We start from the raw sequence: 23,898 nt of genomic DNA on the forward strand, positions 1-23,898 counted from the left end.
ATGAATGCGACCAACCAACAGGCCTTCGTCGAGATCGCCCAGCGCCTGGCCTCGCTGCCGGCGGACAAGAAGCAACTGTTCCGCCAGCGTCTGGCCGAGAAGGGCATCGATAGCTGGCGCCTGCCCATAGTCCCGGCTGCCGACGCCAGCGCGCCGCTGGCCCAGGCGCAGTTACGTTTTCTCTCGGCAGAGGCCCTGAGCAGCCGCGCGCTGTACAACCTCTGCTCGGTGCTGCGTTTCGATGGCCGCCTGGATCTGGCCTGCCTGCAGCAGGCCATGCAGCAACTGGTGGAGCGCCACGCCATCCTGCGCACCCGCTACCTGGTTGATGCCGAGGGCCGTTTGCAGGCGCACTGCGAGCCCTGGACGGCGGGCCTGCCGGCGGTCGAGCCGTTGCCGCCACAAGCCGTTGCCGATCCACAACAGTGGTGCGCCGACGAATATGACCGACAACTGGCCGAGCCCTTCGAACTGAGCCACGAGATGCCCTGGCGCTGGCGTGTGTTCAGCGATGCCGAGCAGGGCAGCACCTGGCTGTTCTTCACCATCCACCACGTCGCCTACGACGCCTGGTCGGCCCAGCAACTGACCCGCGAACTGGCCGAGGGCTACCGTGCCCTGAGCCTGGGTGAGCCGGCCCAGTTGCCGCCGCTGAGCATCCAGTACGCCGATTACGCGGCCTGGGAACACGAATGGCTGGCCAGTGACGCCTGCCGCCAGCAACTCGATTACTGGCGCAATCAGTTGGCCGAGGCGCCCGGCCCGTTGGCACTGCCATACGATCATCCGCGGCCGCCCGCCAACCAGCGTCGCCATAGCGGCGCGGTAAAGGTACGCGAACTGCCGGCTGCCTTGTCGGCGCAGGTGGATGCGGCCATCCGCGAGCAGGGCGTGACCCTGTACATCTTCGGCCTGACCGCCTTCGCCTGCCTGTTGGCACGCTACAGCGGCGAGCGTGACCTGTGCCTGGGCACCTCGGTGGCGCAACGCGATCGCCCCGAATTGGCGCCGCTGATCGGGCCGCTGCTCAACACCCTGGTGATTCGCCAGCGCCTGGAGGATGACCCGGACTTTCACAGCGCCCTGCTGCGCACCCGCGACAGCGTGGCGGCGGCGTTCGACCAGCAGACCCTGCCTTTCGAGAAGGTGCTCGAAGCCCTCGACCGGCCCCGTTCCAGCCCATTGTTCCAGGCCATGTTCGTGCAGGTCGAATTGCCGGAAAGCCGCAGCCTGAGCCTGCCGGGAGTCAGCGTCGAGGTACTCGACCCGCCGCAGCGCCATGCCCGTTTCGACCTCACCCTGCGCCTGGTACGCAGCGCCGACCAGCGCCTGCGCTGCGAGCTGGAATACAGCGACGAGCTGTTCGAGGCGGCCACCATCGAGCAACTGCTCGACGATCTGCAGGCCATCCTGCAGGACGCATCAGGCAATCCCGCACAGCGTCTGTCGGCGCTGCGCCTGGCTTCGCCGCGTAGCGAGCTGCAGGGCCCGGCGCTGGACGCCGCTGTCGAGCCGCTGGATCGCCAGGTGCAGCAGTGGGCCGTGCGCACGCCGCAGGCGCCCGCCCTGTGCGAGGCCCGACAGACGCTGACCTATGGCGAGCTGGGCAATGCCGTGCAGGCACTGGCGCTGCGCCTGGCCGAGCAGGGCGTCGGCCCGGGTCAGGTGGTGGCCCTGTGCATGCCGCGCAGCGCCGAGCAGGTGTTGGCCATGCTGGCCTGCTGGCAACGTGGCGCTACCTGCCTGTTCCTCGACCCGGCGCAGCCCGTGCAACGTTTGCAGCAACTGCTGCAAAGCAGCGCGGCGAGCCTGCTGCTGACCCTGGCCGAGGCGCCGGCGCTGAACGGCGCGGTGGCGCGTCTGCAACTGAGCGCCGCCGATCTCGCCGCGCCCGCCCCGCAGCAGCCGGTGGCCAGCCTTAGCCAGCGCGAGCAGGCCGCGTACCTGATTTACACCTCGGGCTCCACCGGCCAGCCCAAGGGCGTTCTGGTCAGCCATGCCAACCTGGCGCACTACGCCGCCGCCGTCAGCCAGCGCCTGCAAGCCAGCGCCGGCAGTCGTTGGGCGACCCTGGCCACGGTGGCCGCCGACCTGGGACTGACCTGCGTATTCGCCGCGCTGCACAGCGGTGATCCGCTGATCCTGCCGGAGGCCGCGCTGGCCTTCGATCCACCCGGCTGGGCCGATTTCCTGGCGCAACATCCCGTGGACTGCCTGAAGATCGCCCCTTCGCATTTGCGTGGCCTGCTGGCGCTGGACGATGCCCAGCGCGTATTGCCCCGACAATTGCTGATCTTGGGCGGTGAAGGTTTCGATGCGGCGCTGTTCGCCCGCATCCGCGAACTGGCGCCGGAACTGCGTGTGTTCAACCACTATGGCCCGTCGGAAACCACCGTCGGTGTGGTCTGTGGCGAGGTGACGGAGGCCGGGCAGGGCGCTTACCTGCCGCTGGGCCAGCCATTGGCCGGTGCCGAGCTGCGTATCGTCGATGCGGCGGGCCAGCCGGTGCCGCGTGGCGTGGCGGGTGAGTTGCTGATCGGCGGCCCCCAGGTCGCGCTGGGCTATCTCGGCCAACCCGAAGCCACGGCCGCTGCCTTTATCGAGGACGCAGGGCGACGCTTCTACCGCAGTGGCGACCGCGTGCGCCTGGATCACCATGGGCGTCTGGCGTTCCTCGGGCGCCAGGACGATCAGGTGAAGATTCGCGGTTTCCGCGTCGAGCCCGGCGAGGTCAGCGCCTGGCTGGGTCGGCAGTCGCGGGTGCGTGACGCCGCCGTGCTGGCGCGCGAGATCCAGGGCCGTCTGCAACTGGTGGCCTATGTTGCGCCGCGCCTGAGCGCGGACGAACTGAGCGCCATCCAGGCGCAGGCCAGGGCGCAACTGCCCGAACCACTGCAGCCGTCGTATTGGTCGAGCCTGGACGCCTTGCCGCTGACCGCCAACGGCAAGCTGGATCGCCGTGCCTTGCCCGAGCCGCAAACCAGCGTGGTCGTGGATGAGAGCGGGCAGGCGCCGCAGAGCGTCAGCGAGGTGCTGTTGGCGCGGCTGTGGTGCCAGGTGCTGGGTTGCGCCTCGGTCGGGCGCCAGGAGGATTTCTTCGCCCTCGGCGGCGACTCGATTCTCAGCCTGCAACTGATTGGCCTGGCCGCGCGCGAAGGGCTGCGCCTGCAACCGCGCGATGTGCTGGAACAATCGACCCTGGCGGGCATGGCAGCAAGTGCCGACTGCCGTGCGCAGCCGCGTCTGGCCAGCATTCTGGCGGCCTTCCGCGAACTGCTCGGCCAGCCGCAACTGGGGCTGGACGACGACTTCTTCGCCGCTGGTGGTGATTCGATTCTCAGCCTGCAACTGATCGCCCGGTTGCGCCAGGCCGAACTGCGCCTGATGCCGCGCCAGTTGCTGGAAAATCCCACGCCGCGACAACTGGCGGCTGCGCTGGAGCCAGCGCCTGCCACCCGCAACGAGCCGGCAGCGGCGCCGCCAGCACAGGTCAGCGCCGTGGCGCGCCTGTCCCATGCCCAGGAGCGGCTGTGGTTTATGCAGCAGCTCGAACCGGAGGCGACCGCCTACAACGTCACGCAACTGCTGGCCTTGCACGGCGAACTGGACGTACCCCGCCTGCGCAGTGCCTGCCTGAGCCTGATCGACCGTCACGAAGCCCTGCGTTGCCGCTTCTTCGAGGACAACGGGCAGGTGCGTCAGCGTCTGGACGCGGCGCCCGAGACCAGCTTCGTCCTGCACGATCTGCGTGCAGCGTCGGCAGAGGCGCGCGAGGCGGCGATTGCCCAGGCCGCGCAGCGGGTGTTCGACCTGGCCCAGGGGCCGCTGGTGGCCATCGACCTGTTTCAGTTCGCGGAGGACGACTATCGCTTGCTGTTCAATGCCCACCATATCGCCGTGGACGGTTGGTCCATGGGGCTGCTGGTACAGGATCTGGCCAGTCTCTACGAAGATCGCCAGGCGGCGCCGGCCACGGGCCTGCTGCAAGTGATCGAAGCGCAGCGCCAGACGCTGGAAGGGAATGCCGGCCAGGCACTGCTGGATTACTGGCAGCAGCGCCTGCAGGGCTTGAGTGATGAGCCGCTGACCCTCAGCGAAACCCCGCGCCCGGCGCTGCAGACGTATGCCGGCGCCCGTGAGCAGTTCCCTTTGCCGGGCGAGCTGACCTCGGCAGTCGCGGCCCGTGCCAGGCAGCTCGGGGTGACCCCCTTCGTGCTGTATTTCGCCGCGCAGCAACTGCTGCTGTGGAAACATTCCGGGCGCCGCGATTTCGCCATCGGCCTGCCGGTGTCCGGGCGCGAGGCGGCGGACAGCCAGGCGCTGGTCGGCCTGTTCGTCAACACCCTGGCCTACCGCGTGCAGCTCGACGAGCTGGAAATCCTGGAGCATTTCCTGCAACGCCTTGGCCAGCGCCTGACGGATGACCGCGCCCACGAGCAACTGCCGTTCGAGCGCCTGCTCGAGGTGCTTCAGGTGGAGCGCAGCCTCGACCGCACGCCCTTGTTCCAGACCCTGTTCAACTACCAGGTCGATCACCTCGGCGAGCGCAATCTGCACCTGCCAGGCGTTACGGTCGCGCCGCTGGCATTGCCGCAGGGTGCGATCAGCGCCAAGTTCGACCTTACCTTCAACCTGTTCAGCCAGGGCCGTGGCGAGGAGGCCAGCAGCCAACTGATCGTCGAATATGCCACTGCGCTGTTCGACCCGGCGCGCATCCAGTGCCTGGTGGACGATTACCTGGGCGTGCTGGCCAGCCTGGCGCATCTGGATCTGCAGCGGCCGCTGCTGGACTTGCCCTTGGCGTCGGTCCAGCGCCTGTCACGTGCTGGCGACGCTGCCGAGCTGGATGTCGAGGCGGATTTCGTGACCCGCTTCGAAGTGCAGGCCGCCTTGCATCCCCAGCGCACCGCGCTGTTCTGCCGCGACCGGCAACTGAGCTATGGGCAGTTGCAGGCGCAGGCCAACCAGCTTGCGCACTGGCTGCTGAGCCAGGGTGTAACGGCGGAATCGACTGTTGCCTTCTGCCTGCCGCGCGACGAGCGCCTGCTGATCTGCCTGCTGGGCATCCAGAAGGCCGGGGCGCAGTACCTGCCGCTCGACCTCCGCCATCCGCCTGCGCGGCAGGCGGCCATCCTGCAGCGGGCACGACCGCACCTGTTGCTGTGCGAACGTGAGGATGAGCACTTCCCGGCCGAGCTGCGTTGTCAGCGTTGGCAGGATCTGGCCTTGTCGGCGCAGCCGGTCGATTCCCCGGCGTTGCCGAGGCACCTGCAGCAACTGGCCTACACCCTCTATACCTCCGGCTCCACCGGGCAGCCCAAGGGCGTGCAGATCAGCCGGGGCAACTTCGCCAACTTCCTCCTGGCGATGGAGCGCGCCTTGCCGCTGGACGGCGTGCAGTGCTATCTGGCGTTGACCACCGTGACCTTCGATATCAGCGGCCTGGAGCTGTGCCTGCCGCTCGTGCGTGGCGGCAGCGTGGTGCTGGCCGATGACGAGCAACGCCAGGACCCGCTGCTGCTGGGGCAACTGATCCGTGAGCGTGAGGTGGAGCTGATCCAGGCCACCCCGGCGACCTGGGCCATGCTGCTGCAGGGCAACCGCCAGGTGCTGGCCGGGCGCATCGCCCTGGCCGGTGGCGAGGCCCTGGCGGCGGAAATGGCGGGCGAGCTGAAGCAACTCGTCGGCTGCCTGATCAACGTCTACGGGCCGACCGAGACCAGTGTCTGGTCGACCCAGGCGCCGGTAAATGAGCTGAGCCAGCCGGTGGTGCCCATTGGCCGGCCGCTGCTCAACACCCGTTGCCATGTGCTCGACGAACACCTCTGCGAAGTACCGCCGGGCCGTGTTGGCGAGTTGTATATCGCTGGTGAAGGACTGGCCCGTGGTTATGCCGGGCAGCCGGGATTGACCTCCGAGCGTTTTATCGCCGACCCGTTCGGCGGCGCTGGCGGGCGCCTGTACCGCACCGGCGATCTGGCGCGCTGGCAGGCTGATGGACAGTTGTACTACCTGGGCCGCAGCGACGATCAGATCAAGCTGCGCGGCTTCCGTATCGAGCTGGGCGAGATCGAGGCGGCTTTGCTCAGCCATCCAGGGGTCGCCCAAGCGGTAGTGGCGGTGCAGGGCGAGCACCTGGCCGCGTTCTGGGTCGTGCAGCCTGGTGCCGAGCCGAGCGCAGACGAGCTGCGTGAACATCTGCAGGCACGCCTGCCGGTTTATATGCTGCCGACCCATCTGCAAGCGCTGCCGACCTTGCCGCTTAACAGCAATGGCAAGGTGGATCGCAAGCAATTGCCACAGATGAGCAGCGCGCCTCGGAAGGCAGGCAGCGAGCAGCGGCCGATGAGCGCCAGCGAGACCCTGCTGAGCGAGCTCTGGGCGCAGGTGCTGCAGCTCGAGCAGGTACCGCTTGATGGGCATTTCTTCCAGCTCGGCGGGCACTCGCTGATGGCCGCGCAGGTGCGTTCGCGGCTGCGCGAGCAGGGTTTCGAGGTGCCGCTGCGCTGGCTGTTCGAGACGCCCGTGCTGACGGAGCTGGCAGCACGCCTGGAGACCCAGGCCGCCGCCATCGACCCGGCCACATTGAGCATCGCGCGGGTCGATCAGCACATCGACCAGCCGCTGTCGCCTGCGCAGCAACGGGTCTGGCTGATGCAGCAACTGCAGCCGGACGACAGCAGCTTCAACATGAGTAGCAACGTGCGCCTGCGTGGCCAGCTCGATGTCGAGGCGTTGCAGCGAGCCTTGCAGCGCGTGGTACGGCGCCATGCGATCCTGCGCACTACCTACCATCAGCAGCAGGGCGAGGCGCGCCAGCGTATCCATGCGCAGTCGGCGCTGACGCTGCAGGTGGAGAGCAGCAGTGAAACCCGGTGGGCCCAGGCGGCTCATGAACTGGCCACGCGCCCGTTCGACCTGAGCGTGGAGGCGCCGCTGCGCGCGGTGCTCTATCGCCTGGGCGAGCAGGAGCATGTGCTGCAACTGGTGCTGCACCATATCGCCTCCGATGGCTGGTCCGGCTCGGTGCTGATCGGTGAACTGGTGGAAGGTTACGAGGCCTATAGCCAGGGCCTGGCACCCGTGGAGCACGAACTGGCGATCCAGTACGTCGACTATGCCGCCTGGCAGGGTTCGCCGGCGCTGCGTGCCCGTCAGCGCCAGGGCCAGCAGTTCTGGCAACGTACCCTGGCCGGCATACCAGGCCAGGTGCCCTTGCCGTTCGACTTCCAGCGTGGCGAGCGCGATGGCAGCGGTGGCGCGGCATTGGACTTCCAGTTGCCGGCGGCGACGCTGGCACGCCTGGAGGCCTTGCAGCGGGACAGCGGCCTGTCGCTGTTCATGCTGCTGCTGACCGTGTATGCCGCCGTGTTGCAGCGTGAAACCCAGGGCCGCGATCTGGTCATTGGCACCGACGTGGCCAACCGCGAACACCCGGCCACCGAGGCGCTGATCGGCTTCTTCGTCAATCTGTTGGCCTTGCGCATCCGCGTGCAACCGGAGCTGAGTTTCCGTGAGCAGGCGGCGCTGGTGCGCGATGTCTGCCTGGATGCCTTCGCCTGGCAGGACACGCCATTCGAGCAGGTGGTGGAATGCCTCGACCTGCCGCGCGTGGCCAACCAGCACCCGCTGCTGCAGACCCTCTTCGTGCTGGACAACACGCCGCGTCAGCCGCGCCGCCTCGGCGACCTCGAGGTAACGCCGCTGACGGGCGAACAGCAACACTCCAAGTTCGACATGGCGCTGTTCGCCAGTGCCGACGGCGATGCCCTCAGCCTGCGCTGGGTGTACCGCACCAGCCTGTTCCGCCCTGCCACCATCGAGCGTTTGCGCGACAGCTTCCTGGCGCTGCTCGACGCTGCGCTGGGCGCGCCGGACAGCCCCATCGATGCCTTATCACTGCCTTCCAAGGGAGCCGCTGCCATGTCCACCCCCACGGACAACCCGATGCAACGCAAGATGAGCAAGCTCGGCAAGCTGCGCCAGAACGGCCCGGCTGCCGCTGCCACACCGATCGAAACCCGGCCGCTGCGTGCCGGCTCCAACTTCCCCCTGCTGGTGCAACTGCGCGAGCGCGAGCTGGCGCCAGCGGTGTGGGCCGAAGCCAATCGCGAGCAGGTGGAAAGCTGGCTGCGCGAACACGGCGGGATTCTTTTCCGCGGCTTCGATCTGCCCACCCCGGCAGCCTTCGAGCAGTTCTGCCAGGCCTTGTGCCCGGAGCTGTACGGCCAGTACGGCGATCTGCCGAAGAAGGAGGGCGGCAACAAGATCTACAAGTCCACGCCCTATCCGAAGGATCGCATGATCATGTTCCACAACGAGAGCGCCCACCAGCATCGCTGGCCGCGCCGCCAGTGGTTCTATTGCGAGACGCCGGCTGTCAGCGGCGGGGCCACGCCCATCGTCGACAGCCGTGAGGTGTACCGCGAGCTGCCGGCCTGGCTGCAGGCCAAGCTGTGTCACAAACAACTGATGTACGTGCGCAATTTCAGCGCCAGCCTGGATGTCAGCTGGCAGCACTTCTTCCAGACCGAGGAGCGTGCCGAGGCCGAACGCATCTGCCGTGAGGGTGGTATCGAATTCGAGTGGCGCGGTGCCAACGAGTTGCATACGCGCCAGGTGTGCCCGGCGGTGATCCTCCATCCGCTGACCGGCGATGCCAGTTTCTTCAACCAGATCCAGCTCTACCACCCGGCGTTTCTCGATGCCGATATCCGTGAGCAATTCCTCAAGGGGCGCGATAGCGTCATGCCCCGGCAGGTGTTCTACGGTGATGGCAGCGAGCTGGAAGAGGCCGCCATCGAGGCGATCAACGCCGCCTACGAGCGTTGCGCGGTGCGCTTCGACTGGCAGCGCGGCGATGTGGTGATGCTCGACAACATGCTTGCCGCCCATGCCCGCGATCCCTTCGAGGGCGAACGGCGCATCGTCGTCGCCATGGGCGACATCTATCGCCGCGATCAGGTCGCAGCGGCACCGGCCACGGCCGAGCAAAACGCTCTGGAGATGACACCATGATGGACCTTGGTCTGCCGCTTTCCCCGGCCCAGAAACAACTGGCCGAAGCCAATCCGCAGGGGTATCGCTGGGTGCGCATGGCGCTCGCCGGTGTTGCCCCGGAGCGGGTCGAACAACGTCTGCGTGATCTGCTGAACAGCCATGAAGCGCTGCGCTTGCGCTACCAGCGCCCACTCGGCGCCACAGGCCTGCGCCAGCGCGTGGCCGAGCCGGGCGAGTTGCGCCTGGACTGGCGCCAGGCCGCTGCCGGCACCGATGCGGCGGCCTGGCAGCGCGACGCCCAGGCCCAGTGCCAGGCGCAGCAGCCCGACCTGCTGGCCTGGTGGCGCGACGAGCAGCTATGGCTGGCACTGCCGGCCTACTCGCTGGACCTGCGCAGCCTCGAGCAACTGCGCCGTGAGCTGCTGGGGCAGGGCGCGGCACCGCAGGCCGAACCGATGCAGTACAGCGATTACGCCGAGTGGATCGCCAGCCTGCAACTGGACGAAGACGCCGAGCAGGGCATGCAGTTCTGGCGCAACCTGGCCTTGCAGGAGGTGCCGGGGCTGCGCCTGATCGAACGCTATGGCATGGCCAGCGGTGCCCGTGGCTGCGTGCAGCAGCTGCTCGAACCTGCCTTGTGCGGTGCCGTGCAGGCACTGGCCAAGGGCGAGGCGCTGGCCGTCGAGCCGCTCGCCCTGGCAGCCTGGGGTGCCTTGCTCGGCCGCCTGAACGGTCAGCGCCATGCGCAACTGGGCCTGCAGCACGACCCGCGTGACGACTATGAGGAACTGCAGGGCGCCTACGGGCTGTTCGAGCAGACCCTGCCCATGCAGGTGCATCTGTCCGAGCACGCCAGTTGGGTCAGCCTGGCCCGGCAACTGGCCCGGCAACTGGAAAACGCCGTGCTCTGGCAGGAGTACCTCGGCCAGGCCGAGCTGCTGCCGGAGTGGCGCGCCAGCTATCAGGCCGGGCTGCGCGTGCAGCATCTGGCCGAGGTACCGGCGCTGCAGGCCCTGTCGCTCGACACACCGGTGGAGCTGCAACTGCACTGGCTGCTGGATGAGTCCGGCCAGGGCCAGTTGGCGCTGGTGTACGACACCGGGCTGTATCGCCGTGAGCAGATGCAACTCCTGCTGCGCCGCTACGCGCATTGGATCGGCCAGCTGCTGCAGGCACCGCAAGCGCCGCTGGACAGCCTGGATACCTTGCTGGCGGAAGAGGCGCAGCCGGTGGCGACTGGCGGAGAGCTACCAGCGGACATGGATATCGTCGAGCGCTTCCGTGCCCATGCGCGCAACCAGCCGCACAGCCCGGCGCTGCGCGATGGTCGGTGGGTGCTGTCTTACGCGGAGCTGGACGAGCTGAGCGAGCGGGTGGCCGGCAGCCTGCAGCAGGCCGGCGTTGGCCCGGATCAGGTGGTGGCGCTGCTGCTGCCGCGCGGCGCGCAGATGCTGGTGGCCATGCTGGCCTGCTTCAAGGCCGGTGCGGCCTACCTGCCGCTGGATCCGGCGCTGCCACCGCTACGCCTGGCCAGCATTCTTGACGATGCCAGACCAGCGCTTGTGCTGTATCTGGATGAGCTGACAATGGCCTGCGAGGTGCCCAGCCTGGCCTGGTCGCAGGCCAGCAGCGCTGCGCCACTCGCGGCGCCTGTAGCCAGCGCGCCGCAGCACCTGGCCTATGTGCTCTACACCTCGGGAACCAGCGGCAAGCCCAAGGGCGTGCAGATCGAGCAGGGGCAGCTACGCCACTATGCGAGCCAGATCACCCATGCCCTGGATTTGCCGGCCGGTGCTCACTACGGGCTGGTGTCCTCGCTGCTCGCCGACCTGGGCAACACCGTGCTGTACCCGGCCTGGTTGCAGGGCGGCTGCGTGCACCTGCTGAGCCAGGCCAGCGTCACCGATGCACAGGCCTTCGCCGAGGAGCTGCGCGAGCATCCGCTGGATGTGCTGAAGATCGTTCCGTCGCACCTGGAAGCCTTGATCGGCGAGCATCCGCTGGAGGGCGTGCTGCCCCGTCAGGTACTGGTGCTTGGCGGCGAATCGGTGGGTGAGAGCCTGCTGGCGCGCCTTGTACAGGCAGCAGCTGGCTGCCGCCTGTACAACCACTACGGGCCGAGCGAAACCACGGTCGGCGTGCTCTGGCGCGCCATCGATATCGAGCAGGGGGCGAGCGGCACGGCCCTGAACCAGGTGCTCGGCAACAACCGCATCTACCTGCTCGACGAACAACAGCGCCCCGTGCCCTGCGGGCAGGCGGGCGAGCTGTGCGTGGCCGGGGCGAGTGTCGGCCGTGGCTACCTGGGCAATGTCGGTAGCTCGGCATTCGGCCAGGACCCGCTGTCCGGCGCGCGCCTGTATCGCACCGGCGACCTGGCGTTGCGCCAGGCCGATGGCGCCTTGCGCATCCTCGGGCGCAATGATCAGCAGGTGAAGATTCGCGGTTTCCGTCTGGAACTGGCGGAGGTCGAACAGGCACTACGTGACCTGCCGGGCGTGCAACAGGCGGCGGTGCTGCTCGATGGCGAACGCCTGCTGGCCTTCATCGTGGAGGAGGAGGGGCAGAGTCGGGCAGCGAACCTGCTGCGCGATGACCTGGCCCAACAACTGCCGGACTACATGCTGCCCGCCGGCATCTTCGCCCTGAAAGCCCTGCCGCTGAACAGCAATGGCAAGCTGGATCGTCAGGCGCTGCTGGCGCGTGCCCGGCAGCGCATGCAGGGCGCGCGGGTTGCCCCGGTCGGCGAACTGGAAAGTGCGGTGTTGGAAATCTGGTGCCGTGTGCTGGGTGTCGAGGATCTCGGCGTGACCGATAACTTCTTCGCCATGGGCGGGCATTCCCTCGCGGCGATCAAGGTGGTGGCGCTGATTCGCGAGCAACTGGGGCTCAACCCGCCAACCAATCTGCTGTTCGAGCGGCAGACCGTGCGCGAGCTGGTGCAGAGCCTCGATCAGGGCGCGAGTGGCGAGGGCTGGCAGGTGCTGAACGAAGTGGCCGGTGACGCGCCTGCCTTGCTTCTGGTGCACGGCGCGGAAGGCCACCTGAAAGACTACCGACCGTTGCTGGCGCAACTGGGCGAAGGCCAGGCCGCTTATGGTTTGACGGCATTTGATGAGGGTTGGCAAAGCAGGGATCTGGACGCGCTGCTGCAGCGCTATGTGCAGAGCATTCCCGAGTCGCTCAAGCAGCGCCCGCTGGTGCTGCTCGGCTGGTGTCTGGCGTCGCGCCTGGCGCTGCTGTTGACGGCGCATCTGCAGGCCGCAGGCTTCAACGTCCAGGCCCTGGCGGTGGTGGATCATGATTCGCAGCGCAGCCTGGCGGGTGATGGCGACGAGGGGGGGCAGTTGCTCGCCGACCTGGTGTTCCTGTGTGGCAGCCGTGCGCGGCCGCTTGGCGATACCTTGCGCGAGCGGCTGGCCCGGCAACTGGTCGATTGCGATTATGCCGAGGGGGTGGCCCGCCTGCTGGCCGACGCCGAAGTGCGCGAGCATCTGCAATGGGAGGGTGCCGAGGCCGAGTTGCAGGCCGCGATGGTGCGCTACCGGACGATCAAGACGCGCCTGTACGAACAGGCTCTACCGATGGTCGACGTGCCCATCTGGTTGTGGCGCAGCAATGCCCACGGCGACCTGCGCGCCGCCTGGCAGGCGCACACGCGCAAGGCGCTGCATTATCGGAGCCTGGATGTCGGCCATCATGCGATCCTTGCCGAGCCGCGCCTGAGTGCGGAGCTGTTGTCCTTGCTGGCGCCGAGCATTACGCCGCAACACCGAGCCGAGAGGGTATCGAACTGATGATGTTATTGAAGGAGCTGCTGATTGATGCGCGCTGGCGCATTTTCCTGGCGGTGCTGTGCAGTGCCTTGAGTGCGGCCTGCAGCATCGGCCTGATCGGCTATATCAACCGCAGCCTGGAGCAGGGGCTGGATGACCTGAGCCAGGCGCTGGCGCTGTTCGCCGGCCTGCTGTTGCTGCTGTTCGTCAGCGGTACCCTGGCCCAGTGGCTGCTGGTGCAGATCGGCCATCGCCTGGTCTACCAGTTGCGCCTGCGCCTGGTCGGCAAGGTGCTGGGCACCGCCCTGGAACGCATCGAGCGACTGGGCAGCCCGCGCATCTACAACGCCCTGACCAAGGACGTGACCACCGTGGCCACGGCCTTCAAGCAACTGCCGATCTCCCTCTACAACGGCCTGCTGCTGGTGGCGGGCCTGGCTTACATGGCCTGGCTGAGCCTGCCGTTCTTCGCCCTGACCCTGGCGGTGATCGCCTTCGGCGTGGTGCTCGACGTGCTCCTCGGGCGCAAGGTCAAGCGCCTGATGCAGCAGGTGCGGCAGCAGGATGACCAGTTGACCGAACAGTTCGAGGCGACCATCAACGGTCGCTGCGAACTGGCCTTGAGCCGCGAGCGTCGGCAACTGCTCTACAACCAGCGCCTGGAGCCGATCGCGCAGGCCTCGCTGCAGGCCTCGGTACGCGCCGATACCCTGTGGGCGATCAACCTGAACTGGACGTCGCTGCTGGTGTTCGTGCTGATCGGTACGCTGTTTTTCCTCGGTCAGGGCCTCGGGCTGCTGAGCCAGCAGGTGGTGGTGGGCTACGTGCTGGCGATCATGTTCCTGCGTACGCCGATCTCGATGATCCTCGATGCCGTGCCGGCGGTGATCCGCGGCCATGTGGCGCTGCAGGCCATCGACGACCTGGCCCTGGGCGAGACGGTGCACTTCACCCAGCCAGCCAAGGCCGCCGAGCCTTTCCGTGAGCTGCGCCTGAGCAACGTGCAATACCGCTACCCCGGGCAGGGCGATGAATTCGCCTTTCAGCTGGGCCCCATCGATCTGCAGGTTCGCCGTGGCGAACTGATCTTCATCGTCGGCGGTAACGGCAGCGGCAAGTCGACCCTGGCCAAGTTGCTGACCGGGCTCTATCAGCCCAGCGAGGGGACGGTGGCGCTCAATGGCGTGACGCTGGATGCCGCGAACAGCGAGTGGCACCGCGAGCATTTCGCGGCGATCTTCGCCGACTTCTACCTGTTTGCCGATGTGCTCGGCGAGAACGGTCAGCTCGATGGGCTGGAGGAGCGGGTCGATCATTACCTGCAACGCCTGGGGCTGGCGCACAAGGTGCAGTTCGTGGCGGGACGGCTGTCCACCACGGCCCTGTCCCAAGGGCAGCGCAAGCGCCTGGCCCTGCTGTTGCTGATGATGGAGGGCCGCGAGGTGCTGCTGCTCGATGAATGGGCGGCGGATCAGGACCCGGTGTTCCGCCACGTCTTCTACCACGAGCTGCTGCCCGAGCTGCAGGCGGCCGGCAAGACGGTCATCGCCATCAGCCACGATGATCGCTACTTCGATGTGGCCGATCGCATCTACCGGCTCGATTACGGCCAGTTGGTGGACTATGACCGCAGCAGCGAGAGCCCTTTCCAGCGGGTCATCTAGTGGTTTCGAGCGGGTTATTCGGGCGTCTTGGCACGGTCGAGCGGGCAACTGCCGCAATAGTCGACGCCCGGTAGGCGGTAACGAATGCAGCAGATACGCCGTAGCCGCTGCGGTTCGCTGGCGCCGACGTCCTTGTAGTACACCGGGGCGAACAGCGGATTGCGCCGGCCATCGGGGCGCAGGCGGCTTTCCAGTATGGCCCTGGCCGGGGCGGAGCAATCGGCCGTCGCCAGTGGATGCCGTTCGGTTTGTGTGGTGGCGAATTCGAAAAGGTTGCCGGCGTTGCTCCAGAACACTCGTGGCGAGGCCTTCGAGACCCTGGCCATGACCTCGATCGCCGGTTCCAGGTGCCCTTGTATCAAGGAGCTGAAGCGCTCGAAGGGCGAGCAGGGCGGCAGACTGCTGCCGTCATGGGGCAGGTGCAGGCCAAGCGGTTTGCCTTCTGCCGAAAGGGCGACGCCGACATCGCTCAGGGCGATAGGCAACTCGCGCTGCAAGAGCAGGTTGGCCGCCACGGTGGGGGCCAGGAAGCAGAAATACCATTTTGACCAGATAGAGGTCAGTGCTAGCAGATCGTCGGTGCCATGGCGGGCCGCCAGGTTGCCAATGAACGCGGCGAAATAGTCCGGCTGAAACAGTTGCGAGCCGGCAACTGCCTGCTGTTGATCACTGGCCAGCTGCAGGTTTTCGCCATAGTCCGCCAGGGGGCCGCTGAACAGCGGGGCGAGACTGGGGATCACCCTCGCAGCCCCGTGTCACCGTCAGGCGGCATTACGGAATGCTTGGTGAGAGGAGTTGTAGGTCGAGGCATGGGGAGGCACTTGCTGGTGAGACTCGTTATCACTGGCGTCGCCCAGTATAAACAAACCGGATGCATGCAGGCGAACCGGCCTGTAACACCAGGGAGTGTAAGCCCATCACGATAATATGTAATGATAATTGTTATTAACCGTATTATCCTGCGTTCGCTCGTATGCAAAGCTCAGGCTGCCCTGCGAGCACGCGCATCTTCAGTGGAAACGGAGTGGAACATGAGTCTGGACAGTCCTGAAACGCGATTTTTGGTTGTGGTCAACGATGAGGAGCAGTACTCCATCTGGCCCGATTACAAGGAAATACCGCAAGGCTGGCGCACAGCCGGCAAGCAGGGCAGCAAGGAAGAGTGCCTGGGCTATATCGAGTCGGTGTGGACCGACATGCGGCCCTTGAGCTTGCGCCAAGCCATGCAGGCCCAGGATCGCGGTTGATGCATTGTGCTTCCAGCCCCTGGTTTTCGGTATTGCCGGGCGGCAGCCAGCCACCCGCGCTGCGACTGTACTGCTTCCCCTATGCCGGGGCGGGGCATACGGTTTTCCAGCATTGGCGCGCAGGGCTGACGGCCGACATCGAACTGGCGCTGGTCAAGTTACCGGGGCGCGGGGCGCGCTTTAGTGAGCCTCGAGCCGTTTCGTTGAACGAACTGGCTGAAGCCCTGGCCGCGGAAATCGCCCAGGCGAGTGCCGGTGGCGCTCCCTTCGCTTTCTTCGGCCACAGCATGGGGGCGTTGCTGGCTTTCGAGACGGCGCGAAAGCTGGCCCGGCAGAGTCTAGCGCCCACCATGCTGCTGGTATCGGCCCGCACGGCGCCAGCCGCCCACGGCTGGCGCGAGCGGGTGGCGGATCTACCGCCTGCGCAGTTTCTGGAGGTCATTCGTGGCATGAACGGGATGCCTCGGGAGTTGCTGGACAACCCTGAATGGGTCGAGCTGTTCCTGCCGATCATCCGTGATGATTTCGCACTCTGCGAAGACTACCGCTACAGCGCCGAGCCGCCCCTGGCATGCCCCATTCAGGTATTGGCAGGGGAAACCGATGCGAGCGTGCCGCTGCCCTTGCTCGAGGGCTGGGCCCGGGAAAGCCTGGGCGGCTGCCAGACCTGGTTGTTTCCCGGTGGGCATTTCTACCTGTTCGAGCACGAAGCCGAGTTGCTGGTACGCATGCAGCGACTGCTGCTCGGCGAGCCGCGCAAACAGGCGGCTGGCTGAGCGGGCGTCAATCGGTCAAGCATTCCAGCCTCATGCGTTCTGTCGTGATTGCCACTGATGGCAATCCCTATCTTTCGCGTGTTGTGCCGTATCTCTCATCTGTCCCATTTGATTAATGTAATGGTAGTAATTATCATTTGTAATATGACGCTGATCATGGCCTTGCGGGTGACCTTGCCCGGCAGCCGATAACCGCCACCTGGCATCGCCTGAGTTGGCGGATCGTCCGCTGCACGATGCACGTTCCGGCAGCGTCGCCAGATAACGCGCTATCCGCGCGACACGAGGATGCACGCATGAATGCAATCACCCCGATCACCAACACCATGGTCGAACTCCAACGCCGACACAGCGGGCTCAGCCAGCGCTACTGCCTGGACAGTACACCGGCATTGCAGCGGCAAATGCAGCGCGAGTCGAATGCGCGCAGCTACCCGCGGCGCATACCGCTGGAGTTCAAGCGGGCGCAGGGGGTGTATGTCGAGGACTCACGCGGGCAGGTGTACATCGATTGCCTGGCCGGTGCCGGTACCCTGGCGCTGGGGCACAATCACCCGGTGACCCTGGAGGCGATCCAGAAGACCCTGGCCTCGGGCATACCGCTGCACGCCCTCGATCTGAGTACGCCGATCAAGGATGCCTTCGTGGAGACGGTGTTCGAGCTGCTGCCGGGGGATTTCGCCAGGGACGCACGTATCCAGTTCTGTGGCCCGACCGGGGCGGACGCCGTCGAGGCGGCGCTCAAGCTGTCGCGTACGGCAACCGGGCGGCAGAGCATTCTGGCGTTCCATGGCGCCTATCACGGCATGACACTCGGCACGCTGTCGGTGAGCGGCAACCTGGGGCCGAAGAATGCACTGGGTGGGCTGCTGGCGGGCACCCAGTTCCTGCCCTATCCGCATGCCTACCGTTGCCCGTTCGGGCTGCGCGGCGAGCAGGCGATCGACGCCAACCTGCACTACATCCGCCACCTGCTCAGCGACCCGGAAAGCGGCGTGACCCAGCCGGCGGCCATGATCCTGGAAACCGTGCAGGGCGAGGGCGGCGTGATTGCCGCACCGGATCGCTGGCTGCAGGGGCTGCGGGCGATCACCCGCGAACAGGGCATTCCCCTGATCCTCGACGAGATTCAATGCGGTATCGGCCGCACCGGCGATCTGTTCGCCTTCGAGCGCAGCGCCATCACCCCCGATGTGGTGACGCTGTCGAAGGCCATCGGCGGTGGTCTGCCGCTGTCGGTGGTGGTCTACCGAGGCGAGCTGGATCAATGGCAGCCTGGCGCCCATGCCGGCACCTTCCGTGGCAATCAACTGGCGATGGCCGCGGGCGATGCCACCTTGCGCTTCATCCAGCGCGAAGGCATCTGCAGCCATGTACGTAACGTCGGAGCACGCTTGCAGACGCTGCTGCAGGGGCTGCAGGCCGAGTTCGACTGGGTCGGCGACGTGCGCGGCCGTGGCCTGATGCTGGGCATGGAAATCATCGACCCGGCCAGCCAGGATGGCCTGGGCCAGCCCGCTACCGATGGTGACAAGGCGCGCCAGCTACAGCGTGCCTGCCTGGAGCGTGGCCTGATCGTCGAACTGGGCGGCCGCCATGGCGCTACCGTTCGCTTCCTGCCGCCGTTGATCATCAGCGACGCGCAGGTCGATCTGGTCGGGCAGATCCTCTATCAGGCGGCGCAGAGCGTGGACCGCATTGCCGTCGCGAACTGAGGTGGCTATGCCGCGGGCTACTCGCGCTTAGTGGCGGCTGCCGGGGGCCGGCATGGCCAGCAGCTGCTTCTCCTGGTTCCAGTCGAACGGCTCGTCGTTTTCCTCGGCATGGAAGCGGCGCTCCTCGAGTTGCTGATACAGCTCGATCTCGTCGTCCGGCATGAAGTGCAGGCAATCGCCGCCAAAGAACCACAGCAGGTCGCGCGGTACCAGGTGGGCGATCTGCGGGTAGCGCTGGAAAATCTGGCTGATCAGGTCCTGGCCCAGGTACTGGCTGCGTTCGAAGTCCACCGGCAGTTCGGCGAGCAGTTCATCGTAGCGCTCGAGGAAATTGGCATGGCTGGCATCGAGGATCTGCTCGGCTTCACCCAGGGCCACCAGGATGGTGCGCAGGTGATTGAGCAGGGCGATGTGGTGGTCGAGATGGGGGCTGGCCATGTCCGGGATCCTGAAAGTAAAACGGGCGCCGGAGTATAAAGTCCACGGCGCCCGCTGTCGTCTGTGCAGTTCGACTACCTGACCTTGCCCTCGGTAGGCAGCAGCTCTTCCTTGCTGAAGTCATCGACATCGATCACCACGCGGCGGGCCTGCTCGGCGCGCTGCAACTGCTGGCCTTCCTCGGCGCTGAGTACGCCGGCGGCGACCGCCGTTTCGATCTCGTTCTGCCCGGGTGTTTCACGCACCTGGCCGGCCTTGACCGCCTTGTACAGCTTCTTCTGCAGTGGCGCGGCTTCCTGCAGCAGGTTGAGGGCGTGTTGCAGGGCACCGACCGGATCGTCGGTCGAGGTGGGGCGGAAGCAACCTTCAAGCAACTCTTCGAGCGCCGGGTCGCCGGCATTGCGGCCGATGATCGCGGCAACCTGGGCGTCGAGATGATCGTCCGGGCCCTGGTGACGGCGGCCGAAGGGGAACACCAGCACGCGCAGGGCGCTGCCCAGCAGGCGGTTGGGGAAGTTGCTGAGCAGCGCGTCGATGGCGGTTTCGGCCTTGCCCAGGCTTTCTTCCAGTGCCCAGTGCAGCAGCGGGCGAACATGCTCGGGGTAATCCTGGTCGTGGTAGCGCTTGAGCGCCGCCGAGGCCAGGTACAGGTGGCTGAGCACGTCGCCCAGGCGGGCCGACAGGCGCTCGCGACGCTTCAGCTCGCCGCCCAGCAGCATCATGCTGAGATCGGCGAGCATGGCGAACGCAGCGCTCAGGCGATTGAGGGCGCGGAAGTAGGGACGGCTGATGCGGTCACCCGGCACCTTGCCGAGCAGGCCCATGCTGAGGCTCAGGATCAGCGTGCTGGCGGCGTTGCTGACGGCGAAACCGATGTGTTGCATCAGCAGGTCGTCGAACTCCAGCAGCGCCTGGTCGCGGTCTTCACGACTGGCCAGGGCCATTTCCTTGAGCACGTAGGGATGGCAGCGAATGGCGCCCTGGCCGAAGATCATCAGGTTGCGCGAGAGGATGTTGGCGCCCTCGACGGTGATGAAGATCGGCGCGCCCTGCCAGGAACGGCCCAGGTAGTTGCTCGGGCCCATGATGATGCCCTTGCCGCCGTGCACGTCCATGGCGTGGGTGATGCATTCGCGGCCGCGCTCGGTGAGGTGGTACTTGAGGATCGCCGACAATACCGACGGCTTTTCGCCAAGGTCCACCGCATTGGCAGTCAGGATGCGTGCGCTGTCCATCAGCCAGGCGTTGCCACCGATGCGCGCCAGGGCTTCCTGGATGCCTTCGAAGGCCGACAGCGGCACGTTGAACTGCTCGCGCACCTGGCTGTACTGGCCGGTGACCAGGCTGGTGTACTTGGCCGCACCGGTGCCGACGGCGGGCAGGGAGATGGAGCGACCTACCGACAGGCAGTTCATCAGCATCATCCAGCCCTTGCCGAGGTACTCGGGGCCGCCGATCAGGTAGTCCAGCGGGATGAACACGTCCTTGCCGGAGTTGGGGCCGTTCATGAAGGCGGCGCCCAGCGGTATGTGGCGACGGCCGATGTTCACGCCAGGGGTGTCGGTGGGAATCAGCGCCAGGCTGATGCCCAGTTCGTCCTTGTCACCAAGCAGGTGATCCGGGTCATAGGCCTTGAAGGCCACACCCAGCAGGGTGGCCACTGGGCCCAGGGTGATATAGCGCTTTTCCCAGTTCAGGCGCAGGCCGACGACTTCCTCGCCGTTCCACTGGCCTTTGCAGATCACCCCGCTGTCGGGCATGGCGCCGGCATCGGAGCCGGCCAGCGGGCCGGTCAGGGCGAAGCAGGGAATGTCCTCGCCGCGCGCCAGGCGTGGCAGGTAATGGTTGCGCTGCTGTTCGGTGCCGTAGTGCAGCAGCAGTTCGGCCGGGCCGAGGGAGTTGGGCACCATCACGGTGGAGGCCAGGTCGCCGCTGCGGGTAGCCAGCTTCATCGCCACCTGTGAGTGGGCGTAGGCGGAAAAGCCCTTGCCGCCGTATTCCTTGGGAATGATCAGGGCGAAGAAGCCGTGCTGCTTGATGTGCTCCCAGGCCTCGGGCGGCAGGTCCATGCGCTGGCCGATTTCCCACTCGCTGACCATGGCGCACAGCTCTTCGGTGGGGCCATCGATAAAGGCCTGCTCCTCGGCGGTGAGGGTGGCTTTCGGGTAGGCCAGCAGCTTGTCCCAGTCTGGGCGGCCGCTGAACAGCTCGCCGTCCCACCAGACGGTACCGGCTTCGATGGCGTCCTTTTCGGTGTTGGACATCGGCGGCAGCACTTTCTGGAACCAGGCGAACAGTGGCGCGGTGAAGTGCTTGCGGCGCAGCTCCGGCAAGGCGAGCGGAATGGCGACCGCCAGCCACAGCAGCCAGAAGATCACCAGCAGCCAGCCCGGGGCATGGCCGTAGGCCCCCATGATCAGCAGGTAGGCGGCAACGATTGCCAGGGCGGGCAGGGGGGCCGTGCGGCGGTGGGCCAGATAGGCCGTACCGAGAACCAGGACGAGCAACCAGACAGCGAGCATGCAGAATCCTCCGTGATGGCGACAGCAGAACGGCGTGTGCCGCCATAATCGTAGTCGGCTTGGGTAGAACTTGCCGACAGGGGCGTAACAGGGCGCTTCCTGCAAGGGATGGCCCGCCACGTTCCCGATAGTGACCCCGTTGCAGGCCGGCGAGTTCGTATAACAAGTTGCATCCGCGGATGACCTGTTGGTCAGTTGCTGAATGGCCCCGTTAGCTGCTCCATGAACGAGGTCGATAGCCAACATCACCGCGGCTGGCTTTCATCTTGGCGGCACAGTGGTAGGGTTGTCGGCCTCTTGGCTGGCAGGACTCTGATAAGGACGGTTGGTGATGCTGAAAATATGGGGCCGCAAGAATTCCAGCAATGTACGCAAGGCGCTGTGGGCTGCCGAAGAGGCCGGCGTCGCCTATGAGCGAGTCGAGGCCGGTGGCGCGTTCGGGGTGGTCGACCAGCCTGAGTTCCTGGCACGCAATCCCAACGGGCGCGTGCCGATGATCGAGGACGGCGACCTGGTGTTGTGGGAGTCCAACAGCATCGTGCGCTACCTGGCTGCGGCCTATGCGCCGGGTAGCCTGTATCCAGAGGATCCCGCCAGGCGCGCGTGCGGCGACAAGTGGATGGACTGGACGACGTCCAGCTTCGCCGGCGAATTTCGCGATCTGTTCTGGGGCATTCTGCGCACGCCCGTCGAGCAACGCGATCTGCCGGCAATCGAGGCTGCCCGGCAGCGTTGCATTGCCCTTCTCGAGCTGCCCGAGCGGGCGCTGGGCGAACAGCCCTACCTGTCTGGCGACAGCTTCGCCATGGGCGATATCCCGCTGGGCAGCTTTATCTACGCCTGGTTCGAAATGCCCATCGAGCGCCCGCCGCAGCCCAACCTGCAGGCCTGGTATGCGCGGCTTTGCGAGCGCCCGGCCTATCAACGCGCGGTGATGAGCGAACTGACCTGACAGCGCAATTGCGTTGCAATGTTTGCCCGGCACCCCCATCTAAACCCTGTCATTTTCAATGCGTGCGTATCTTCTATGAGTACTGCTCTGTCGATCCGACAGCTGACCAAAACCTACGGCAACGGCTTCACTGCCCTGCACGGCCTTGACCTCGACGTGGCAGAAGGCGACTTCTTCGCCTTGCTCGGCCCCAACGGCGCCGGCAAGTCCACCACCATCGGCATCCTCTCCACCCTGGTGAACAAGTCCAGCGGCACGGTGAATGTGTTCGGCCATGACCTGGACGCCCAGCCGGCTGCGCTCAAACGCTGCATCGGCGTGGTACCCCAGGAATTCAACTTCAACCAGTTCGAGAAGGTCTTCGACATCGTCGTGACCCAGGCCGGTTATTACGGTATTCCGGCACGCCTCGCCAAGGAGCGGGCCGAGCAGTACCTCAACCAGCTGGGCTTGTGGGACAAGCGCGGCGTGGCCTCGCGTGAATTGTCCGGTGGCATGAAGCGCCGGTTGATGATCGCCCGCGCACTGGTGCACCAGCCACGCCTGCTGATCCTCGACGAGCCCACCGCCGGCGTCGACATCGAGCTGCGCCGTTCGATGTGGAGCTTTCTCACCGAACTCAACGAGCAGGGCATCACCATCATCCTCACCACCCACTACCTGGAAGAGGCCGAGCAGCTGTGTCGCAACATCGGCATCATCGACCACGGGCGGATCGTCGAGAACACCAGCATGAAAGCGCTGCTGGGCAAGCTGCACGTCGAGACTTTCCTGCTCGATCTGAAACGCGATCTGCTCGCGGTTCCGCAGTTCGTCGGTTATCCCGCCAAGCTGGTCGACGCCCATACCCTCGAGGTGCAGGTGGATAAAAGCCAGGGTGTTACCGAGCTGTTCCGGCAACTGGCAGCGCACGACATCGAGGTGTTGAGCCTGCGCAACAAGAGCAACCGCCTGGAGGAGCTGTTCGTGTCCCTGGTCGAGAAGAACCTGTCGAAGGTAGCCGTATGATGCACGAGCAGTCCGAGTTCAGCGCCAACCTGGTGGCCTTGCGCACCATCGTCTACCGCGAAGTGCGCCGTTTCATGCGCATCTGGCCGCAGACCCTGCTGCCCCCGGCGATCACCATGGTTCTGTACTTCGTGATCTTCGGCAACCTGATCGGCCGGCAGATCGGCGACATGGATGGCTTCACCTACATGGAGTACATCGTGCCGGGGCTGATCATGATGTCGGTGATCACCAACGCCTACGGCAACGTGGTATCGAGCTTCTTCGGCAGCAAGTTCCAGCGCTCGGTGGAGGAGCTGATGGTGTCGCCGGTGTCGCCGCACACCATCCTGATTGGCTACGTCACCGGTGGCGTGCTGCGCGGGCTGGCGGTGGGCATCATCGTCACCATCCTGTCGCTGTTCTTTACCCACCTGCAGGTGCACCACCTGGGGCTGACCGTGCTGGTGGTGTTGCTGACGGCGACCATCTTCTCCCTGGGCGGCTTCGTCAACGCGGTGTTCGCGCGCAACTTCGACGATATCTCGATCATCCCGACCTTCGTGCTGACGCCATTGACCTACCTGGGCGGGGTGTTCTACTCGATCAGCCTGCTGCCGCCGTTCTGGCAGACGGTGTCGATGGCCAACCCGGTGCTGCACATGGTCAATGCCTTCCGCTACGGCATTCTTGGCGTGTCGGATATCAGCATCGGCACCGCCATCGGCTTCATGCTGGTCGCCACGGCGGTGCTCTATGTGCTCTGTGTGCGTCTGCTGGTCAGTGGCCGCGGGATGCGCCAGTAGGCAGATCGAGCTGAG

Annotated in this window: 12 protein-coding genes; 9 read left to right on the plus strand and 3 right to left on the minus strand. The window is 66.0% G+C overall.

Annotated features, from left to right (window positions below; translation table 11 throughout):
* The 3 genes from QYS36_RS07610 to QYS36_RS07620 are packed head-to-tail and all read left to right on the plus strand — an operon-like array spanning position 1 to position 14,440.
* Positions 1-9,018, plus strand: coding sequence for a non-ribosomal peptide synthetase (locus tag QYS36_RS07610; protein ID WP_308838894.1), 9,018 nt, complete (start codon positions 1-3; stop codon positions 9,016-9,018).
* Positions 9,015-12,797, plus strand: a complete 3,783-nt coding sequence (locus QYS36_RS07615) for an amino acid adenylation domain-containing protein (protein ID WP_308838895.1) — start codon at positions 9,015-9,017, stop codon at positions 12,795-12,797. Before QYS36_RS07610 ends, QYS36_RS07615 begins: the two co-directional genes overlap by 4 nt.
* The gene (locus QYS36_RS07620) at positions 12,797-14,440 is read left to right on the plus strand and encodes a cyclic peptide export ABC transporter (RefSeq protein ID WP_308838896.1); all 1,644 of its coding nucleotides are present in this window, start codon (positions 12,797-12,799) and stop codon (positions 14,438-14,440) included. Before QYS36_RS07615 ends, QYS36_RS07620 begins: the two co-directional genes overlap by 1 nt.
* A gap of 14 nt (positions 14,441-14,454) precedes the next feature.
* Here the strand turns inward: QYS36_RS07620 and fhuF are convergent, their stop codons facing one another.
* Complete coding sequence (gene fhuF, locus QYS36_RS07625; RefSeq protein ID WP_308838897.1) at positions 14,455-15,180, minus strand: siderophore-iron reductase FhuF; 726 nt, start codon at positions 15,178-15,180, stop codon at positions 14,455-14,457.
* Between the two features lie 291 nt (positions 15,181-15,471).
* Between fhuF and QYS36_RS07630 the strand changes: the two genes are divergently transcribed.
* From QYS36_RS07630 to QYS36_RS07640, 3 genes are all read left to right on the plus strand, one after another.
* On the plus strand, positions 15,472-15,687 hold the full coding sequence (locus QYS36_RS07630) for an MbtH family protein (protein WP_308838898.1): 216 nt from the start codon (positions 15,472-15,474) through the stop codon (positions 15,685-15,687).
* On the plus strand, positions 15,687-16,463 hold the full coding sequence (locus tag QYS36_RS07635) for an alpha/beta fold hydrolase (protein ID WP_308838899.1): 777 nt from the start codon (positions 15,687-15,689) through the stop codon (positions 16,461-16,463). The genes QYS36_RS07630 and QYS36_RS07635 overlap by 1 nt, the downstream gene beginning before the upstream one ends.
* 326 nt (positions 16,464-16,789) lie before the next feature.
* A complete protein-coding gene (locus tag QYS36_RS07640) occupies positions 16,790-18,178 on the plus strand; it encodes a diaminobutyrate--2-oxoglutarate transaminase (RefSeq protein ID WP_308838954.1) in 1,389 nt (462 codons plus the stop codon).
* A 27-nt stretch (positions 18,179-18,205) separates the two neighbouring features.
* Here the strand turns inward: QYS36_RS07640 and QYS36_RS07645 are convergent, their stop codons facing one another.
* Together QYS36_RS07645 and QYS36_RS07650 are read right to left on the minus strand one after the other, a co-directional pair.
* Entirely contained in the window at positions 18,206-18,616 is a 411-nt protein-coding gene (locus QYS36_RS07645; RefSeq protein WP_308838900.1) for a PA2817 family protein, read from the minus strand.
* 74 nt (positions 18,617-18,690) lie between these two features.
* Complete coding sequence (locus QYS36_RS07650; RefSeq protein WP_308838901.1) at positions 18,691-21,138, minus strand: acyl-CoA dehydrogenase; 2,448 nt, start codon at positions 21,136-21,138, stop codon at positions 18,691-18,693.
* Between the two features lie 331 nt (positions 21,139-21,469).
* Here QYS36_RS07650 and QYS36_RS07655 point away from each other — a divergent pair, with 331 nt between their 5' ends.
* From QYS36_RS07655 to QYS36_RS07665, 3 genes are all read left to right on the plus strand, one after another.
* Positions 21,470-22,090, plus strand: a complete 621-nt coding sequence (locus tag QYS36_RS07655; protein ID WP_308838902.1) for a glutathione S-transferase — start codon at positions 21,470-21,472, stop codon at positions 22,088-22,090.
* A gap of 75 nt (positions 22,091-22,165) precedes the next feature.
* Positions 22,166-23,098 carry an ABC transporter ATP-binding protein gene (locus QYS36_RS07660; RefSeq protein ID WP_308838903.1) on the plus strand — a complete coding sequence of 311 codons (933 nt, stop codon included), beginning with the start codon at positions 22,166-22,168 and terminating at the stop codon, positions 23,096-23,098.
* Positions 23,098-23,883, plus strand: coding sequence for an ABC transporter permease (locus QYS36_RS07665; protein WP_308838955.1), 786 nt, complete (start codon positions 23,098-23,100; stop codon positions 23,881-23,883). Before QYS36_RS07660 ends, QYS36_RS07665 begins: the two co-directional genes overlap by 1 nt.
* Positions 23,884-23,898: the final 15 nt, after the last annotated feature.

Origin of the sequence: Pseudomonas sp. G34 (genome assembly GCF_031119625.1) — a bacterium.
Classification (GTDB): Bacteria; Pseudomonadota; Gammaproteobacteria; order Pseudomonadales; family Pseudomonadaceae; genus Aquipseudomonas.